Annotated in this window: 14 protein-coding genes; 7 read left to right on the top strand and 7 right to left on the bottom strand. The window is 33.4% G+C overall.

From position 1 onward, the window contains the following. Positions 1-112: 112 nt before the first annotated feature. The 7 genes from ACFPH8_RS11700 to ACFPH8_RS11670 all read left to right on the top strand — a co-directional run bounded on the left by ACFPH8_RS11700 (position 113) and on the right by ACFPH8_RS11670 (position 9,465). A complete protein-coding gene (locus tag ACFPH8_RS11700; RefSeq protein ID WP_376861144.1) occupies positions 113-1,834 on the top strand; it encodes an FG-GAP-like repeat-containing protein in 1,722 nt (573 codons plus the stop codon). Between the two features lie 139 nt (positions 1,835-1,973). Next, positions 1,974-4,466: a T9SS type A sorting domain-containing protein gene (locus ACFPH8_RS11695; RefSeq protein ID WP_376861142.1), complete on the top strand. Its 2,493-nt coding sequence runs from the start codon at positions 1,974-1,976 to the stop codon at positions 4,464-4,466. A gap of 75 nt (positions 4,467-4,541) precedes the next feature. After that, entirely contained in the window at positions 4,542-5,549 is a 1,008-nt protein-coding gene (locus ACFPH8_RS11690) for a glycosyltransferase family 2 protein (RefSeq protein WP_376861140.1), read from the top strand. 74 nt (positions 5,550-5,623) lie between these two features. After that, a complete protein-coding gene (locus ACFPH8_RS11685; RefSeq protein ID WP_248398779.1) occupies positions 5,624-6,511 on the top strand; it encodes a YbbR-like domain-containing protein in 888 nt (295 codons plus the stop codon). Further along, entirely contained in the window at positions 6,508-7,101 is a 594-nt protein-coding gene (coaE, locus tag ACFPH8_RS11680; RefSeq protein WP_376861138.1) for a dephospho-CoA kinase, read from the top strand. Before ACFPH8_RS11685 ends, coaE begins: the two co-directional genes overlap by 4 nt. Positions 7,102-7,171: 70 nt before the next feature. Then, positions 7,172-8,743 carry a sensor histidine kinase gene (locus ACFPH8_RS11675; RefSeq protein WP_248398784.1) on the top strand — a complete coding sequence of 524 codons (1,572 nt, stop codon included), beginning with the start codon at positions 7,172-7,174 and terminating at the stop codon, positions 8,741-8,743. A 5-nt stretch (positions 8,744-8,748) separates the two neighbouring features. Next, positions 8,749-9,465, top strand: a complete 717-nt coding sequence (locus tag ACFPH8_RS11670; protein ID WP_066251445.1) for a response regulator transcription factor — start codon at positions 8,749-8,751, stop codon at positions 9,463-9,465. Positions 9,466-9,509: 44 nt separating this feature from the next. On the opposite strand, the gene miaA is transcribed toward ACFPH8_RS11670, so the two are convergent. The 7 genes from miaA to ACFPH8_RS11635 form a co-directional block, all read right to left on the bottom strand. Continuing rightward, complete coding sequence (gene miaA / locus ACFPH8_RS11665; RefSeq protein WP_376861135.1) at positions 9,510-10,421, bottom strand: tRNA (adenosine(37)-N6)-dimethylallyltransferase MiaA; 912 nt, start codon at positions 10,419-10,421, stop codon at positions 9,510-9,512. A gap of 16 nt (positions 10,422-10,437) precedes the next feature. Beyond that, on the bottom strand, positions 10,438-11,328 hold the full coding sequence (locus tag ACFPH8_RS11660; RefSeq protein WP_376861134.1) for an ion transporter: 891 nt from the start codon (positions 11,326-11,328) through the stop codon (positions 10,438-10,440). Between the two features lie 34 nt (positions 11,329-11,362). Next, positions 11,363-12,730: an exonuclease domain-containing protein gene (locus ACFPH8_RS11655; protein ID WP_376861232.1), complete on the bottom strand. Its 1,368-nt coding sequence runs from the start codon at positions 12,728-12,730 to the stop codon at positions 11,363-11,365. 48 nt (positions 12,731-12,778) lie between these two features. Beyond that, positions 12,779-13,435: a YggS family pyridoxal phosphate-dependent enzyme gene (locus ACFPH8_RS11650; protein ID WP_376861230.1), complete on the bottom strand. Its 657-nt coding sequence runs from the start codon at positions 13,433-13,435 to the stop codon at positions 12,779-12,781. 8 nt (positions 13,436-13,443) lie between these two features. Then, the gene (locus ACFPH8_RS11645) at positions 13,444-14,343 is read right to left on the bottom strand and encodes a hypothetical protein (protein ID WP_376861132.1); all 900 of its coding nucleotides are present in this window, start codon (positions 14,341-14,343) and stop codon (positions 13,444-13,446) included. Next, positions 14,343-15,581 (bottom strand): DUF1015 domain-containing protein, encoded by a 1,239-nt coding sequence (locus tag ACFPH8_RS11640; RefSeq protein WP_376861130.1) that lies wholly within the window; start codon positions 15,579-15,581, stop codon positions 14,343-14,345. The genes ACFPH8_RS11645 and ACFPH8_RS11640 overlap by 1 nt, the downstream gene beginning before the upstream one ends. 74 nt (positions 15,582-15,655) lie before the next feature. Continuing rightward, positions 15,656-16,546: a 3-hydroxyacyl-CoA dehydrogenase family protein gene (locus tag ACFPH8_RS11635; protein WP_248398800.1), complete on the bottom strand. Its 891-nt coding sequence runs from the start codon at positions 16,544-16,546 to the stop codon at positions 15,656-15,658. Positions 16,547-16,557: the final 11 nt, after the last annotated feature.

The raw sequence follows: 16,557 nt of genomic DNA, 5'->3' as shown, positions 1-16,557 counted from the left end.
TAAAGCGCCATTCTTATAACAAAGAATGGCGCTTTTTTTTGTAAAAATTACGAGAATAGATTAGTGTGTTTTATTTGTTATATTAGTAAGTCATTATTTAACTTAAATTCTTATGAATAAAGGCTGCTTTTTAACTGCTTTTCTGCTTATTACTTGCTTTTTACAAGCACAAGTTAGTTTTGTAAATGAAGCCACCAATTTAGGATTGGTAGTCACAGCAGGTCAAACCTATTTGGGAAATGGTATTTCATTTTGTGATTATAATAATGATGGTTGGGATGATATTACAATGGCCACCCAAGAAGATTATAAAATCATTTTTTTTAAGAATGTAAATGGCATTTTTGAATCTGATAATTTAAATATTCCGCTGAATACAAGTCAACAAAAACAGGTTGTTTGGGTGGATATTGATAATGATGGTGATAAAGATTTATTTGTAACATCAAACACCGAAGGTAATAGGTTATACCTCAATAATGGTAATTCTAATTTCGTAGATATTACCATTACGGCAGGTTTGCCAACAGGAAATTTCGAATCTTATGGAGCTTCTTGGGGCGATTATAATAATGATGGCTTTTTAGATGTTTTTATTAGTAACCGAAGTGAAATGGATGCTCAACCTAATTATTTTTATGAAAATAATGGTGATAATACATTCACAGATGTTACCGCGCAAGCCGGATTTGATAACGATAGCCACATGACTTTTTGTTCGGCATTTTTCGATTATAATAATGATGGCTGGCAAGATATATACTTATCAAGTGATAAGTATTTTAATCAGAATTTTTTGTACCGTAATAATGGGGATGGCACCTTTACAGATGTCAGCACATCTTCTAACACCGGTATTTATATTGATGCTATGACTACAACTATTGGTGATTTTAATAATGATGGTTGGTTTGATATTTATATAACCAATACACCAACAGATGGAAATGTGTTATTTAGAAATAATGGTGATGGTACCTTTACCGACCTCGCTATATTTTCAGGAACGCGATTGCATAGCTACGCGTGGAGCGCTGTGTTTTTAGATGCAGATAATGATATGGATGAAGATATTTATGTAAGCTGCGAATATGATGGCTCAAACCCACCATTTAGATCGTCTGCTTTTTATAAAAACCGAGGAAATAATACCTTCCAAAATTCTTTAGATTCTGGTTTTGTTGGAGATGCGGCCAAAAGTTATTCAAATGCTGTCGGCGATTTTAATAATGACGGGTTTCCAGATATAGCGGTTAGCAATATTAATTATCAAAACATGTATTTATGGGAAAATAAAACAATAAATGCTAATAAGTGGTTAAAAGTTAAGTTAACAGGTGTGTTAAGTAATAGGGATGGCATTGGTTCTCGTATTGAAATATCAATTAATGGAAACAAGCAATATCGTTACACACTTTGTGGGGAAGGGTATTTAGCTCAAAATTCAAACACTGAAATATTTGGTGTAGGCACGCATGACGTTATTGATTATGTGAAAGTTACGTGGTTAAGTGGTACTGTTGATTATTTAGAAAATGTAAATGCCAATCAGTTATTAGAAATTACGGAAGGAAGTTATAGCCTAGGTTTAAACAGTGAGTTTAAAAATGGGTTTTCATACTATCCTAATCCAGTTCAAAATACGATTATGCTAAAAGCTGAAAAGACTATTAAATCTATTTCATTATTTACTGTTCTAGGGCAAGAGGTTTATAGAGGTTCTTTTAATAATCTATATGCGGAAATAAATATGTCCAATTTAGATACGGGAACTTATTTTGCCCAAATAGAATTTAATGATACAATAGAAACATTTCAAATACTAAAAGATTAATTTTTTAGGTAATCTCCATGAGTCTTTTTTTTTTTTAGAAATAAAAAGGAACCTTGTTAACTATTTCTGATTTAATTGTTTGGATAAGAGGTAGTTCTTTACTACTTTAATGGCTAATTAATTAAAACTAAAGATTATCATGAAAAAAATTACATTTATGTTTTTTGTTTTCAGTTTATTTACTGTAGTAAGCTATGGTCAATATTTAACTGAAGGATTTGAAACGGCTGTCCCTCCAGCAGGATGGACTTTAACACAGGTAAACACGAGTGAAACTTGGACGCTGTCTACAGCTATAGTTCCTAATTCCGGTGCAGCATCAGCACAAGTTGTTTATGACCCCGCTCTTGTTCCGCAGGACGAATCGTTAACTACTCCCGTTTTAGATTTATCCGCTAGTGTAAATCCAAGATTAAAATTTTGGTTTAACATGAGCTACTTTTGGGCTATTGATCCAAATGAGAATTACGACTTCGTCGTAAGTGCAACAGATGGTACAACAGAAACTGTTTTATGGCAAGAGGCTGATTTTGGTGTATTTGATAACTTTGTTTGGTATGAAGTTGAATTAAATTTAGCAGCGTATGCTGGTCAAAGTAATGTTCAAATTATTTTCAACTACAACGGTGTTGATGGTGCATCTTTAAATTTGGATGATGTATTAGTTGAAGAAACACCAACCTGTCCAACACCCACTAATACAGTGGTTGTGCCAACACAAACAACAGCAGATGTTAGTTGGGATACCGTGGTAGAGGCTACACTAGGTTACGAATGGGTAATAATGGCATCTGGTGCGGCTCCAGAAGTTGCAACAGCAATTGCATCTGGTACCACTGGAACAGGTGTTTTAACCGATAGTGCTTCGGGATTAACGCAAGCAACAGATTACGATTTTTATGTGCAAGCAAATTGTGATACGAATGGCTTAAGTAATTGGTCTGCCGTATTATCTTTTAGAACTTTAGCTCCTGAGCCAAATTGTGCAATTAATCCAACGCCAGCTGATGGCGCCGTGGATGTAGCTACAGGAAATGTTACTTTTTCGTGGGAAGCACCAACAACAGGACCTACGCCAACTTCATACAATTTATATGCAGGAGAAACACCAGCAGGCGATGATTATGGTTTAATAGGAAACTATACAGATACTAATGCTGCGTTAACGCTAACAGGTTATGATACATTGTTATATTGGATAATTAAACCAGTTAATGAAACAACAGAAGCAACAGGTTGTCCAGTATGGAGCTTTACAACCGGATCTGCGCCTGTAGGTGCCGTTTGTGAAGATGCTATTGTAGTTACATCAGTACCTTATAACACCACGGATAATACAAGTGCTTATGGTAATGATTACATAGGAGCGGATGTACCACCATTAGCGGGTGCGCAATATACGAATGGAACAGGTAGTGCGTCTTATATTTCTGGAGACGATGTGGTATATGAATTTACTCCAGCTACGGATGGAACTTATAATTTTGATTTGAGTGATACAGAAGATGGTTGGATTGGCTTTTGGTTGTTTGAAGGCTGTCCGTTTACGTCCGTTGTAGCATATCATACAGCAACCGCAGGAACTACCTATAGTTTACCAGCTATTACGCTTACTGGAGGAACTACTTATTACGTGGTAATTTCCTCATGGCCAGCACCTCAATCAACCTCATACACATTGGATATTACACAATTAAACTGTACTGGAGCTTCTGTTGCAGAATCATCCACAAATATTGATTGTACAAATAACCAATATTTTGTAGATGTTAATATAGATGCCGTAAATGATGGAACTGAAATTAGCGATGGAACAACAACCTACCCTATAACAGGAACAGGTATAACACAAGCAGGTCCATATCCTTTTGGTACAGCTGTAGATCTAACATTAGTTCATTCGGATGCCGCCTGTGATATTGATTTAGGCAATTTTGTTGTTAACGGCTGTCCTCCAGTAAACGATGTTTGTAGTGGTGCCATAATGTTAACACCTGGCGTTGTTTTTACGGATAACCCTGTAATTGGTAGTAATGAATTCGCCACAACATCTTCTGGGGAACTTGCGCCAGGCTGTGCAAGTTATAACGGAGGTGATATGTGGTATTCGGTAGTGGTACCTGCAGACGGTAATATTGTTTTGGAAATGAATGCTAACCCAACCGGTGGTGGTGGAGATGCTGGAGGAGCAGCATATTCAGGTGCTTGTGGTTCGTTGGTGTTAATTGAATGTAATGATGATGATAGTGATGATGGTTTATACCCGTTGGTTTCTATTTCAGATCCTTCATTAGCAGGAGAAACTATTTATTTCAGAGTTTGGGAATATGGTAATAATGCAACCATTAACTTCCAGGTATCTGCTTATAGTTCTACCTTAAGTGTTGAAGATTTCCAACAACAGGAATTGTTTACATACTATCCAAACCCAGTAAGCAATGCCTTAACATTAAACGCACAACAAAATATTCAAGATGTTGCAGTTTATAATATGTTAGGTCAAGAAGTATTACGTGTAGCACCTAATACAGTTTCTGCCGATGTTGATATGACATCTTTACAAGCTGGAGCATACTTTATGAAGGTCATGATTAATAACATATCTGAAACAATACGAATTATTAAAAATTAAAAAATAGTTTCAAATATTAATTTTAAAAACCACCCAACTGGGTGGTTTTTTTTATTGTTTAATTACATTTGTTAAATGGAATTAGCATTTTCTTTTATTATACCTGTTTTTAATCGACCAAACGAGATTGATGAGCTATTGCAAAGCTTTAGCAACCTAAACAGTAATGAAAATTTTGAAATAGTTATTATTGAGGATGGATCTACCTTGCCATCAAAAAATGTTATTGCCAATTTTCAAGATCAACTAAATATTACGTATTTGGTTAAAGAAAATTCCGGGCCAGGTGATTCCCGAAATTATGGGATGCAACATGCCAAGGGTAATTATTTTATCATTTTGGATTCTGATTGTATTTTACCTCCTAATTATTTAAATATTGTTAAATTATTTTTAACGGATAATTATGTAGATTGTTTTGGCGGACCAGATGCAGCCCATAGTTCATTTAGTAACCTGCAGAAAGCTATTAATTTCTCTATGACAGCGTTTATTACTACAGGTGGAATAAGAGGAAATAAAACACAAATAAATAAATTTCAACCGCGAAGTTTTAATATGGGATTGTCTAAAAAAGCCTTCCTTAAAACAGGTGGTTTTGGAAATATTCATCCAGGTGAAGATCCTGACTTATCTTTAAGACTTTGGAAATTAGGATATGAAACAGCGTTAATTCCAGAAGCTTTCGTATATCATAAACGACGTATTTCGTGGTCCAAATTTTATAAACAGGTCTCAAAGTTTGGATTAGTTCGACCTATTCTAAATGTATGGCATCCGGAATCAAAAAAAATCACATATTGGTTTCCTACTATTTTTATTTTAGGTTTTGTTTTAGCTATAGTTTTAGCCGCTTTAAACTGCATGCAACTCTTATTACTTTATGGTACATATTTTTTAATCGTATTTTTAGTTGCTTTATTTAGCACGCGAAACTTCGTTATAGCAATTCAAGCAATATGTGCTACGAGCATACAATTTATTGGGTATGGTTATAGTTTTATAAAATCAATTACTATATTAAAGGTAAGTGGTAAAAAGCCAGAGGAAATTTTTCCGGAATTATTCTTTAAAAACAAATGATTAATACTCTAAAATCTAAATTGCTAAAGGCTATAAAGAATAAAAGAATCAATGTGTTCTTTTTATTCTTAATCATGTCTTTTAGTGTACTTATTTTACTGAAGCTTTCAAATACCTACGTTAACACCATCACATTTCAAATTAATAAAGTGAATGTGCCAGAAGCTCATGTTGTTTTTGATGATCATCAAAAGACTTTGCGAGTAGGCTTAAAAGCTCAAGGTTTTAATTTGTTGAAGTACTATTTTAAGAAACCCAAAATTAATATCGATTTCAGTCATAACATTACCAAAACCGATAGTCTTTATATTTGGAATAAAAATACGGCCTTCCTAGATGTAATTTCACAATTTGATAAAGCCGTTGAGGTTGTAAATATTAATCCAGATACATTATATTTTAAATATGATTTAAACGCCATTAAAAAGGTGCCAATTAAAATAAATGCTAAAATTAATTATGCTATAGGCTACGACATTTTAGAATCATTTGAATTAAGTCCTGATTCCATTAAAATTATTGGACCTAACGTATTGGTTTCGGCCATCGATTTTATTGAAACAGATACGCTCAAACTTCAGGATGTTAAAGAGAATATTATTACCACTGTTTTATTAAAGTTACCCGAAAATCAAAATGAATTAGAATTTTCTAATAAACAGACTCATGTAGCCGCGACGGTTACAAAATTTACAGAAGGTAAATTAAAAATTCCAGTTACTATTATTAATGTACCTGAAGATATTAATTTGAAGTATTATCCAAAAAAAATTACCGTTTCTTATTATACAAGTTTATCAAACTATAAATCTATTACAGCATCGGACTTTGAAATTGTTTGCGATTTTTCAGAAGTGTCTAAAAATCAAACGTTTTTAATACCAAAGTTAACAAAGCAGCCAGAAGTTTTACGGCATGTAAAAATAAATCATGATCAAATAGAATATATTATTACGGAATGAAAATAGTAGGTTTAACTGGCGGAATTGGTAGTGGTAAAACCACTGTAGCTAAATTGTTTGGGCAATTAGGTGTTCCAACTTACTTTGCAGATGACGAAGCCAAAGCACTGATGAATCGTTCAAAAGTAATTAAACGCAAACTCATAGCATTATTTGGAGACGAAGCCTACAAAAACCAAAAATTAAACCGACCATTTTTAGCAGAAGCCATCTTTAATGATAAAAATTTGCTAAAAGCTATGAATGCCATTGTACACCCTAAAGTAGCAAGCCACTTTAAAAAGTGGACAGAAAAACAACAAACGGATTATGTTTTAAAAGAAAACGCTATTTTATTTGAACATGGAGGTGAAAAAGATTGTGATTTTACCATATTGGTCACTGCACCCGAAAGCATCAGAATTGAACGCGTCATAGCACGTGATCAAAGAACCAAAGCACAAGTACAGGCCATAATAAATAACCAACTTCCCGAACAGGAGAAAATAAAAAAGGCCACCTTTGTTATTGAAAACACAGACTTGAATGCGACTAAAAAGCAGGTGATTAAAGTGCACCAGAACCTTATAAAAGCTATACAAACACCTTGAATTTTAACATTTTTGTTAATGTAAGGTTAAATGCTAAGATAGCTAAATGTTAAAATGTTAATTTTGAACGATGAGCAAAAAGTTATTCATCATATTGGTGTTATTAATGAGTTTATCGCTTGTTGGTATAATATTTGTCCAAGCTTACTATATTAATAATTCCATAAAAAACGAGGAGGATCAGTTTAATTTTAATGTAAAAAAGGCATTAAGTTATACCTCCCGTGAAATTGAGGAAAAGGAAGTGCTTAGTTACTATAACAAGTATCAAACACTAATTGATGAAAAGAAACAAGCGGATACCGTAGCTATTTCAAAACTATTCATCGTTTCACAAATTAATGATACAAATGAAACTTTTATATATAGAAGTGGCATTTTAGAAGAAAACCATAAGTTATCTTCGTCGCTCTTTGACATCGGTTTAGATAGCCTTAATATTAAGCGTATTATAGGAACGTCAGAAACTAAAATTTTTAGTAATCAACCAACGCTGGATAACGATTTGCCAGAAAACCCTATTTTAAGTTTAATGAAATCGGGACGGATTACGCCAGCAGAACGGATTAGTTTTGATGAAGCGTTTAAAGATTTAAGCAGTAGAATACCTATTCATAAACGTGTTTACGATGATGAAATTCGCAGATTACTATCAAAAAAGCTTAAAGAAGACAATATTGAATTGGATTATGAGTTTGCTATTTACAGTAATGATTTAGCAACTAAAATACAAACAGATAATTTTGAATTACAACCAGGAACGTTTAGTGTTTCTATTTTTTCAAATGAGAATAATAACAATAATTATAAGCTATTAGTTAATTTTCCAACACGGAATAAGTTTATACAGTCATCCATTATTAGAATGACATTATTGTCCATAATTTTCACATCTATTATTATCATTGCCTACTCAAGCGCCTTATTACAGTTATTCAGGCAGCGTAAAATATCTGAAATAAAATCAGATTTTATAAATAACATGACGCATGAGTTTAAAACACCAATTGCAACAATTAATTTGGCCTTGGATGCCATTAAGAACCCAAAGGTTATTGATGATAAAGAGCGTGTGGCTCGCTATTTACAAATGATACGTGACGAGAATAAACGTATGCATGCGCAAGTAGAAAACGTATTAAGAATATCTAAACTTGAAAAAAACGAACTAAATATTAGTAAAGACCGTGTGGATCTCCACGAACTAATTGAAGATGCCATTACGCATATTGAATTAATAGTGGAAGACAGAAAAGGCTACATTCATACACATTTGAATGCAGAACAATCTTCAGTTTTAGCAAATGAAACACACTTTACAAATGTTATCGTAAATATTCTGGATAATGCCGTTAAATATTCTCCAGAACCACCAAAAATTGATGTTTACACCGAAAACGTAGGAACAAACATCTTGTTAAAAATTAAAGATCAAGGCAGTGGAATGAGTAAAGCTGCGCTAAAGCATGTGTTTGAAAAATTTTATAGAGAACACACGGGAAATATACATAATGTAAAAGGACATGGTCTGGGATTAGCATACGTAAAACGTATGGTTGAAGATCACCAAGGACACATTTCCGTAGAAAGTGAAAAAGAAAAAGGAAGTACCTTTATTATAAAACTTCCATTAATATCGTAAAAGCTATGACAGAACAAAACAAAAAAATCTTATTAGTAGAAGATGATCCAAATTTTGGAACCATTTTAAAGGATTATTTAATGATGAATGATTATGACGTTACACATGCTAAAAACGGTATGGAAGGCTTCGAAAAGTTCAAAAAAGATGATTTCGATTTGTGTATTCTAGACGTGATGATGCCATATAAAGATGGTTTTACGTTAGCAAAAGAAATTCGTGAGAAAAATACGGAAGTGCCTATTGTTTTCTTAACAGCTAAAGCTATGAAAGAAGATGTTTTAAAAGGGTACAAAGTAGGTGCTGACGATTACCTAAATAAACCATTTGATAGTGAAGTATTGCTGATGAAAATTAAAGCAATCATGCAGCGTAAAGCTACTGAAACGGTTGCAGATAGTAAACAGTTTCAATTTACTATTGGTGGGTTTGAATTAAATTCGAAACTACGTTTTTTAACCTATAATGGTGGCGAACAAATTAAATTATCACCTAAAGAAAATGAGCTTTTACGCTTATTAGCTTTACATGAAAATGATTTGATGCCGCGTGAGTTAGCTTTAACAAAAATCTGGCGTGATGATAATTATTTCACTTCACGTAGTATGGATGTTTACATTGCTAAATTGCGTAAGTATTTAAAACTAGACGATAAAGTAGAAATACTTAATATTCACGGTGAAGGTTTTAGATTGGTAATTAATACTGAATCAGAAGATTAATAGATCTTATCATAAAAAGAAAACCAGCTAATTAGCTGGTTTTTTTATGCGGTCATTTCAGATTCTATATCGGTAATGATTGTTTTAATATCGGTTTTGTAATCAAACCAAAGCGTATTGCTATTCCGTTTAAACCATGTAAGTTGCCTTTTTGCAAACCGGCGACTATTTTTTTTGATTTCTGAAATGGCAAAATCTAATGACCATTCATGAGCCAAATAATTAAAAAGCTCTTTGTATCCAACGGTATTTAATGCATTTAAATGAGATTTTGCTTCAAGGCTTTTTGCTTCTTCTAGTAATCCATGTTCCATCATGATATCAACACGCTTATTAATACGCGCGTAAATCGTTTCGCGTTCTGCAGTTAAACCAATGGTTATCGTTTTAAAATTTCGCTTAATTGATGATTTTTGTAAAAAGGATGAATACGGTTTTCCTGTGCCAATACAAATTTCTAATGCACGAATAACACGTTGCGGGTTATTTAAAGCTATTTTTGCATACGTGTTGGCATCCAATTCTTTTAATTGAGATTGTAGCACTTGCAAACCATCGGTTTCTAATTGTGCGTTTAATGCCGTTCTGATATTTTTATCAACTTTCGGAAATTCGTCAAGACCATTTATAACCGCATCTACATATAATCCAGATCCACCAACCATGATAACTACTTCCTGTTTTTTAAACAAGTCGGTTAACGTGTTTATTGCATCTTTTTCAAAAGCACCAACACTATATGGGTCTTCAATGGATTTATGATGAATAAAATGATGCTTAGCCTCTTGAAGTTCCGCAGCTGTTGGAGCGGCCGTTCCAATTTGCATTTCTTTGAAAAATTGTCTGGAATCTGCCGAGATAATATCCGTATTAAAATGCTGTGCAAGCTTAATGCTCAACGCCGTTTTACCTATGGCTGTTGGTCCAACAATGGAAATAAGGTATTTTCTAGGCATACTTAAATTTTCATTGCTATTTTGAAGGTTCAAATTCTAAAGAATGCCCGCATTTATGGCAGTATTTTGCCTTATCCTTGTGGTCTTGGGCTAAACAATTGGAACAGGATAGCGAGTTTAAATCTACGTCACTAGGATGCGGCGGCACGGCATTAACTACGGGCTTGTTATTAACGTCATCGCTATTCATTTTTCTTGTATACTCGGCAGAAACTATACCCGTTGGGACTGCAATAATGCCATAACCCAATACCATAATAATTGAAGCTATAAATTGACCTAGTGGTGTTACAGGAGCAATATCGCCATATCCTACAGTTGTTAAGGTTACAATACTCCAATAAATACTTCTTGGGATGTTATTAAAACCACTAGCTTCTCCTTCTACGAGATACATAATTGTACCAAAAATGGTAGCAACAATAATCACTGCAAATAGAAATACGGATATTTTAGCACGACTAGCTTTTATGGCTGTTGCCAAATGATTGGAAGCACCCATAAAGCGTGCTAATTTTAAAATTCTAAATACGCGTAATAAACGTAAGGCACGTAAGGCTACTAAAGCATGTGTGCCAGCAAAAATTAGAGATAAATATTTTGGCAGTGTAGACAGTAAATCAATAATACCATAAAAGCTAGTAATATATTTTAGCGGCTTTTTTACCGTCACTATTCGTAAAATATACTCAATAGTAAAAAGTATTGTTATTATCCACTCCGAAATATCTAAAAACATGTGGTATTGCGCATCAATGCTCTTAACACTTTCAAGCATTACCAAAAGGATACTAGCAATAATTACAATTAATAAAACAACATCAAATAATTTTCCAGCAGGTGTATCTGCCTCATAAATTATTTCATGAAGTCTACCTTGCCATCTCTTATAAGGTTTTGTACCCATAATTTTAAAAATACTAAAAGTTTATAACAACCATTTAGTTATTCAGTTTTATAATTTTCAGTTTTTTGTTTTTCCTTAAGTAACTCTTAATAATATGTTGGGCGTCACGATTGTTTTCCATAGGTGTAATTACAGATTGTAAAACATCCATATTGGTTATTTGATAATTTAAATTGAAATACCCGATACCTTTAAAAAGGCCATTTTCTATAAGAATAGCACTACGTTCATCTACCTCACGCGCACGATCAATAATAACCATATTTTGATTATTATAGCTATTTTTAGTAATTAACTGCAAAACACGTTTATTATAATCCTCCGGAGATTCTTCTTGAATGCAAGCACCTAAACATTGTTTGATGTCATAATTAAAGCAACTGTTTTTTGTTGGATAAAGTCCCGTTAATTTCTGACACAATTGAAATTCTTCTACTGCATTAAATAAGAAACTTTTTGCACTTTGTCTATTTGTAAACGTTGTGATTGGTTTTTTACGGCCATCAGCCTTATCTATCATTAAATTAATATAGCCATTAGCATCTTTAAAAGAATACAAAGCATGTGTAAAAATGTTTCGGCGTAGCGCTCTATTAAAAATGGGTTTATTTCGTTTTATTTCTTCGCTTTCTTTTAATAAAGCAACCAATTCGCTACCGGTATGTTCGTAGGTAACCGCAGCGGCATCTCGTTGAAGTTTTTTCGACTTCGTACTACTGCTGGTAAAATGCTGACTGATTCTGTTTTTAATATTATTGCTTTTTCCTATATAAATTATAGTACCTTCTGCATTATAAATGTAATAAACACCAGTAATATGTGGAAGCTCCTTAATGATATTTTTTAGGTTTGCCGCCATCTCTTTTTTTGCTTCAACTTGAATAGCATCTTTTACAATGAGCTTTTCCAAATCTCTAGAAAGTAGCATTTTAAATAATTTAACCGTTGCCATAGCATCGCCATTGGCTCGATGTCTATCACTTACAGGAATTCCCAAGGAACGAGCTAATTTCCCCAAACTATAAGAGTCTTGTCCTGGAATTAGTTTTTTAGATAACTCCACAGTACATAGCGTTTTGCGTTTAAACGGAAACCCTAATCGCGTGAATTCCGTTTTTAAAATCCGATAATCAAATTGGGAGTTATGCGCAACAATAATACAATCTTCCGTCATTTCAACAATACGTTTAGCTACCTCATAAAACTTGGGAGCTGTACGTAACATATTACTATTAATACCGGTTAGATTTACGACAAAAGGTTGAATTTCACGTTCTGGGTTTACTAAACTAATAAATTGGTCCACCACCTTATGACCATCAAATTTATAAATGGCTATTTCAGTAATACCTTCTTCATTGTATTTTCCACCAGTGGTTTCTATGTCGAGAATTGCGTAAATAAGTTTGCTATTATTTAATTTGTATTAGATGTAATTTAATTTTAAGCTTTAATAATTGCGTTCGCCAAAGATACTACTTCCTACACGAATCATATTACTTCCACAGTTTATTGCTAACTCATAATCACCACTCATGCCCATAGAAATAATTTCTAAATTGGCGTGAAGGGTTTTGAGTTCGTCAAAAATAGTTTTTAGTCTGTTGAATTCTGCTGTCACTTGATTTTGGTCATCTGTAAAAGTTGCCATTCCCATAACACCTGTGATTCGCACATTTTGAAGTTCCTTGAAGGCATTGGATTTCAACATATTGACAGCATCTACCTTGGCCATACCAAATTTAGAATCTTCTTCTGCAATTTTTATCTGTAAAAGACAATCTATAATGCGTGTCTCTTTTTTGGCTTGTTTATTAATTTCTTTAAGGAGTTTAAAACTATCCATGCCGTGAATTAAGTTCACAAAGGACGCCATATACTTTACTTTGTTGCGTTGTACATGACCAATCATATGCCAAGAAATATCTTTAGGTAAGGTTTCAAATTTATCAACCATTTCCTGAATTTTATTTTCTCCAAAAACACGCTGGCCGGCATCATAGGCTTCCATAATATCACTATTGGGCTTCGTTTTCGAAACAGCCACAAGTGTTACACGTTCGGGAATTTGGTTTTTTAGATTAAGTAAATTCTGTTTAATGGACATGGTATATATTATTTTTTCCAATTAAAATCTGATTTAATTTTATTGGCATATTCTAAGTCGCGAATAGGTATGGAAAACAAATCTCCTTGATAGTCTTCCGGAATATCAAAAATGGATATTAAACCGTAACGCTGATTTTTATAATGAATGAAACTATAGTTATCATAATTTTTATAAATGATATAATCTATAGCGTGTTCTAAATAAGCCTTTTTATAAAAGGGTTCAAAAAGTATCCAAGTCCTTTCAAAATTGCGCTCAATGCCAAAATTTTGATATTCTAACAGCGCGAAACTATTTTGAATTAATGCGAAATTTTTTCCAGTGGGATATTTATCAATTTTTCTGGTTAGTGCATATAACTCAGATAAATTCTCGAAAGCTATATCTTCAAATACTTTTTTCTGTTCTTGTTTTTGCACAGAATCCAATGTGACTTTTTGATCCAAAGCATAACGTACTTTGGAATACATGCTTGTTTTGTCTTTTAAACTATTTAACTGTTGTAAATCGGCTTGCTTTAAAAAATTAGTGTCCAACCAGATAAAATGATTTTTCAGGTACATGGTTTTAAACCAATTTGCTAAATCACCAACTGTAATAGATTCATAATAGGTTTTGCCTTCAGGTTCGTAGGCTAAATTAAAGCCATAATCTCTAACGAGAATCGTTAATTCTGCTTTAAAAAATTCTATATCACCATTTTCAAAACTTCTATCTAATAGAAAATATTTTAAATTAGTTTCATAACCATACGTTTCTTCAAGTTTTAGTATTTCACTTTTAGCTAATTGATAATTAGTATATAATGATGGATAAATGATTTCATGAATTGTTGTATCACGTTCATTTTGAGAACAGACAGCGCCTGTAATTAAACTACATATGAAAAAATAGATGTATTTCATTAAAATTCGTAAATGGTGACACCACTGCGTAACTTGGGCTCAATAAATGTCGATTTTGGTGGCATTTTTAAACCGTCGTCTGCAATTTGTTTCATTTCCTCTATAGTTACAGGAACCATACCAAACCCAACAGCAAAATCACCGCTATCCACATTATTCTTAATGTTCACTATGTCTTTCTTACCATTCATATACATAATGCGGTCATCGTTTCGTAAGTCCACAATTCCTAATATAGGCTCTAAAATGGTTTTAAAAAGAATTTGGGCATCCAAACCATCTAATGAGGTTCCGCTGCTGTAGGCCGATTTCCGTAAGTATAGAGAATAAAACTCGCCATCTAAATACATACTAAAATGATGTTTTTTAGATGGTTTATAAGGAATTGTACCACGATTTTCAATGCGATAAATGGTATCTAATTCAATTAAAAAAGCTTCTTTAGATAAACCGTTTAAATCTTTAATTAACCGGTTGAATTCATGAATCCGTAAATCCGATTCTGGAATCAAATAGCTCATAAAAAAACTATACGGTTCAGTGCCTTTATGGTTTGGATTTGCAGCTTTTAAATCTTTGTATAACAAATAAGACGATGATGACCTATGATGACCATCGGCAATATAAATATGAGGCATTTTTTTAAATTCTGCTTCTATACGATCAAGTAGTTCTGGTTTATCTACCTTCCACAAGTAATGTGTATCTCGGTATGTGGTTGTAAATTCGTATTCCGCGCGTTCCTTTTGCTTTTTAGAAATAATACCTTTTATTACGGCATTATCCGGATAGGTTAGGAGTACAGGTTCGGCATTAAAACCAACTGTTTTAAGGTAATCTTTGAAAATTACTTCACGGTGTTCAATGGTGTCCTCGTGTTTTTTAATTACATTACTTTCATAATCTACGGCGCTTACAGCAGCTACAATGCCATTAAATTCCTGATTTTCTCGATCTACAATTCTATATACATAATACGCAGGCCGCTCATCTTGAATGAAAATAGTATCCTCCTTAAATTCCAAATACCTGTTCTTAACTAAAGAATAGCGCTCAATGCCAGATATTTCTTTGTCAAAACGATAGCCAGGATTTACAATGTGCAAAAACGAAAACGGATTATCGCGTAATCGAGATTCTCGTTGTTCAGGCGTATAGCTTTGATAGGATCGTGCCGCAACAAGACTGACTTTGTCTCGCGTTGGACGAACTGCTTTAAAAGGAATTATTTTAGCCATGTTTATTTGCTGCTAAAGCGGAAATCTCATTTTATTAGTTACTAATTTCGTATTGTGCCAAATTACTTCAAGTCTTATTTTATAAACTGCTTCGCCACATGTTCGGCCTTACGACTTTCTGAATAATCATAAAAACCTTCACCAGATTTAACACCTAGTTTACCAGCTCTAACCATATTTACTAACAATGGACATGGCGCATATTTTGGGTTTTTGAAACCGTCATACATCACATTTAGAATAGATAAACAAACATCTAATCCAATAAAATCTGCTAGTTGTAATGGACCCATTGGATGTGCCATACCTAACTTCATAACCGTATCAATTTCTTCAACACCAGCAACGCCATTGTATAACGTTTCAATAGATTCATTTAGCATAGGCATTAATATTCGGTTAGCCACAAAACCAGGATAATCATTTACTTCCGTTGGGGTTTTTCCTAATTTTCTAGATAGCTCCATTATGGTGTTTGTTACAGCATCACTCGTGTTATAGCCACGAATAATTTCTACTAACTTCATAATAGGCACAGGATTCATAAAGTGCATACCAATTACTTGGCTCGGTCTGTTGGTAACTGCTGCTATTTGTGTAATAGAAATAGACGATGTGTTGGTTGCCAAAATCGTATCTTCAGAACAAGCCTCATCCAATTGCTTGAAAATTTTAAGCTTCAAATCAATATTTTCTGTTGCTGCTTCCACCACTAAACTCGCATATTCAACACCTTCTACAACATCTGTATAAGTGGTAATATTATCTAGTGTTTCTTGCTTTTGCGCTTCTGTAATTTTTTCTTTAGAAACCATACGATCTAAATTTTTAGAAATGGTATCCATGCCTCTTTTTAATGAGGCTTCACTAATATCAATTAATTGAACTTTAAAACCGCTTTGGGCAAAGGTATGTGCAATACCATTTCCCATGGTTCCGGCTCCTATTACTGCAATGTTTTTCATAAAAAAATCTT

Source organism: Bizionia hallyeonensis, from assembly GCF_042657385.1.
In the GTDB taxonomy this organism is placed as follows: domain Bacteria; phylum Bacteroidota; class Bacteroidia; order Flavobacteriales; family Flavobacteriaceae; genus Algorimicrobium; species Algorimicrobium hallyeonense.
The sequence above is the reverse complement of the archived record's forward strand: the minus strand, read 5'-3'. Positions and strand labels throughout refer to the sequence as shown.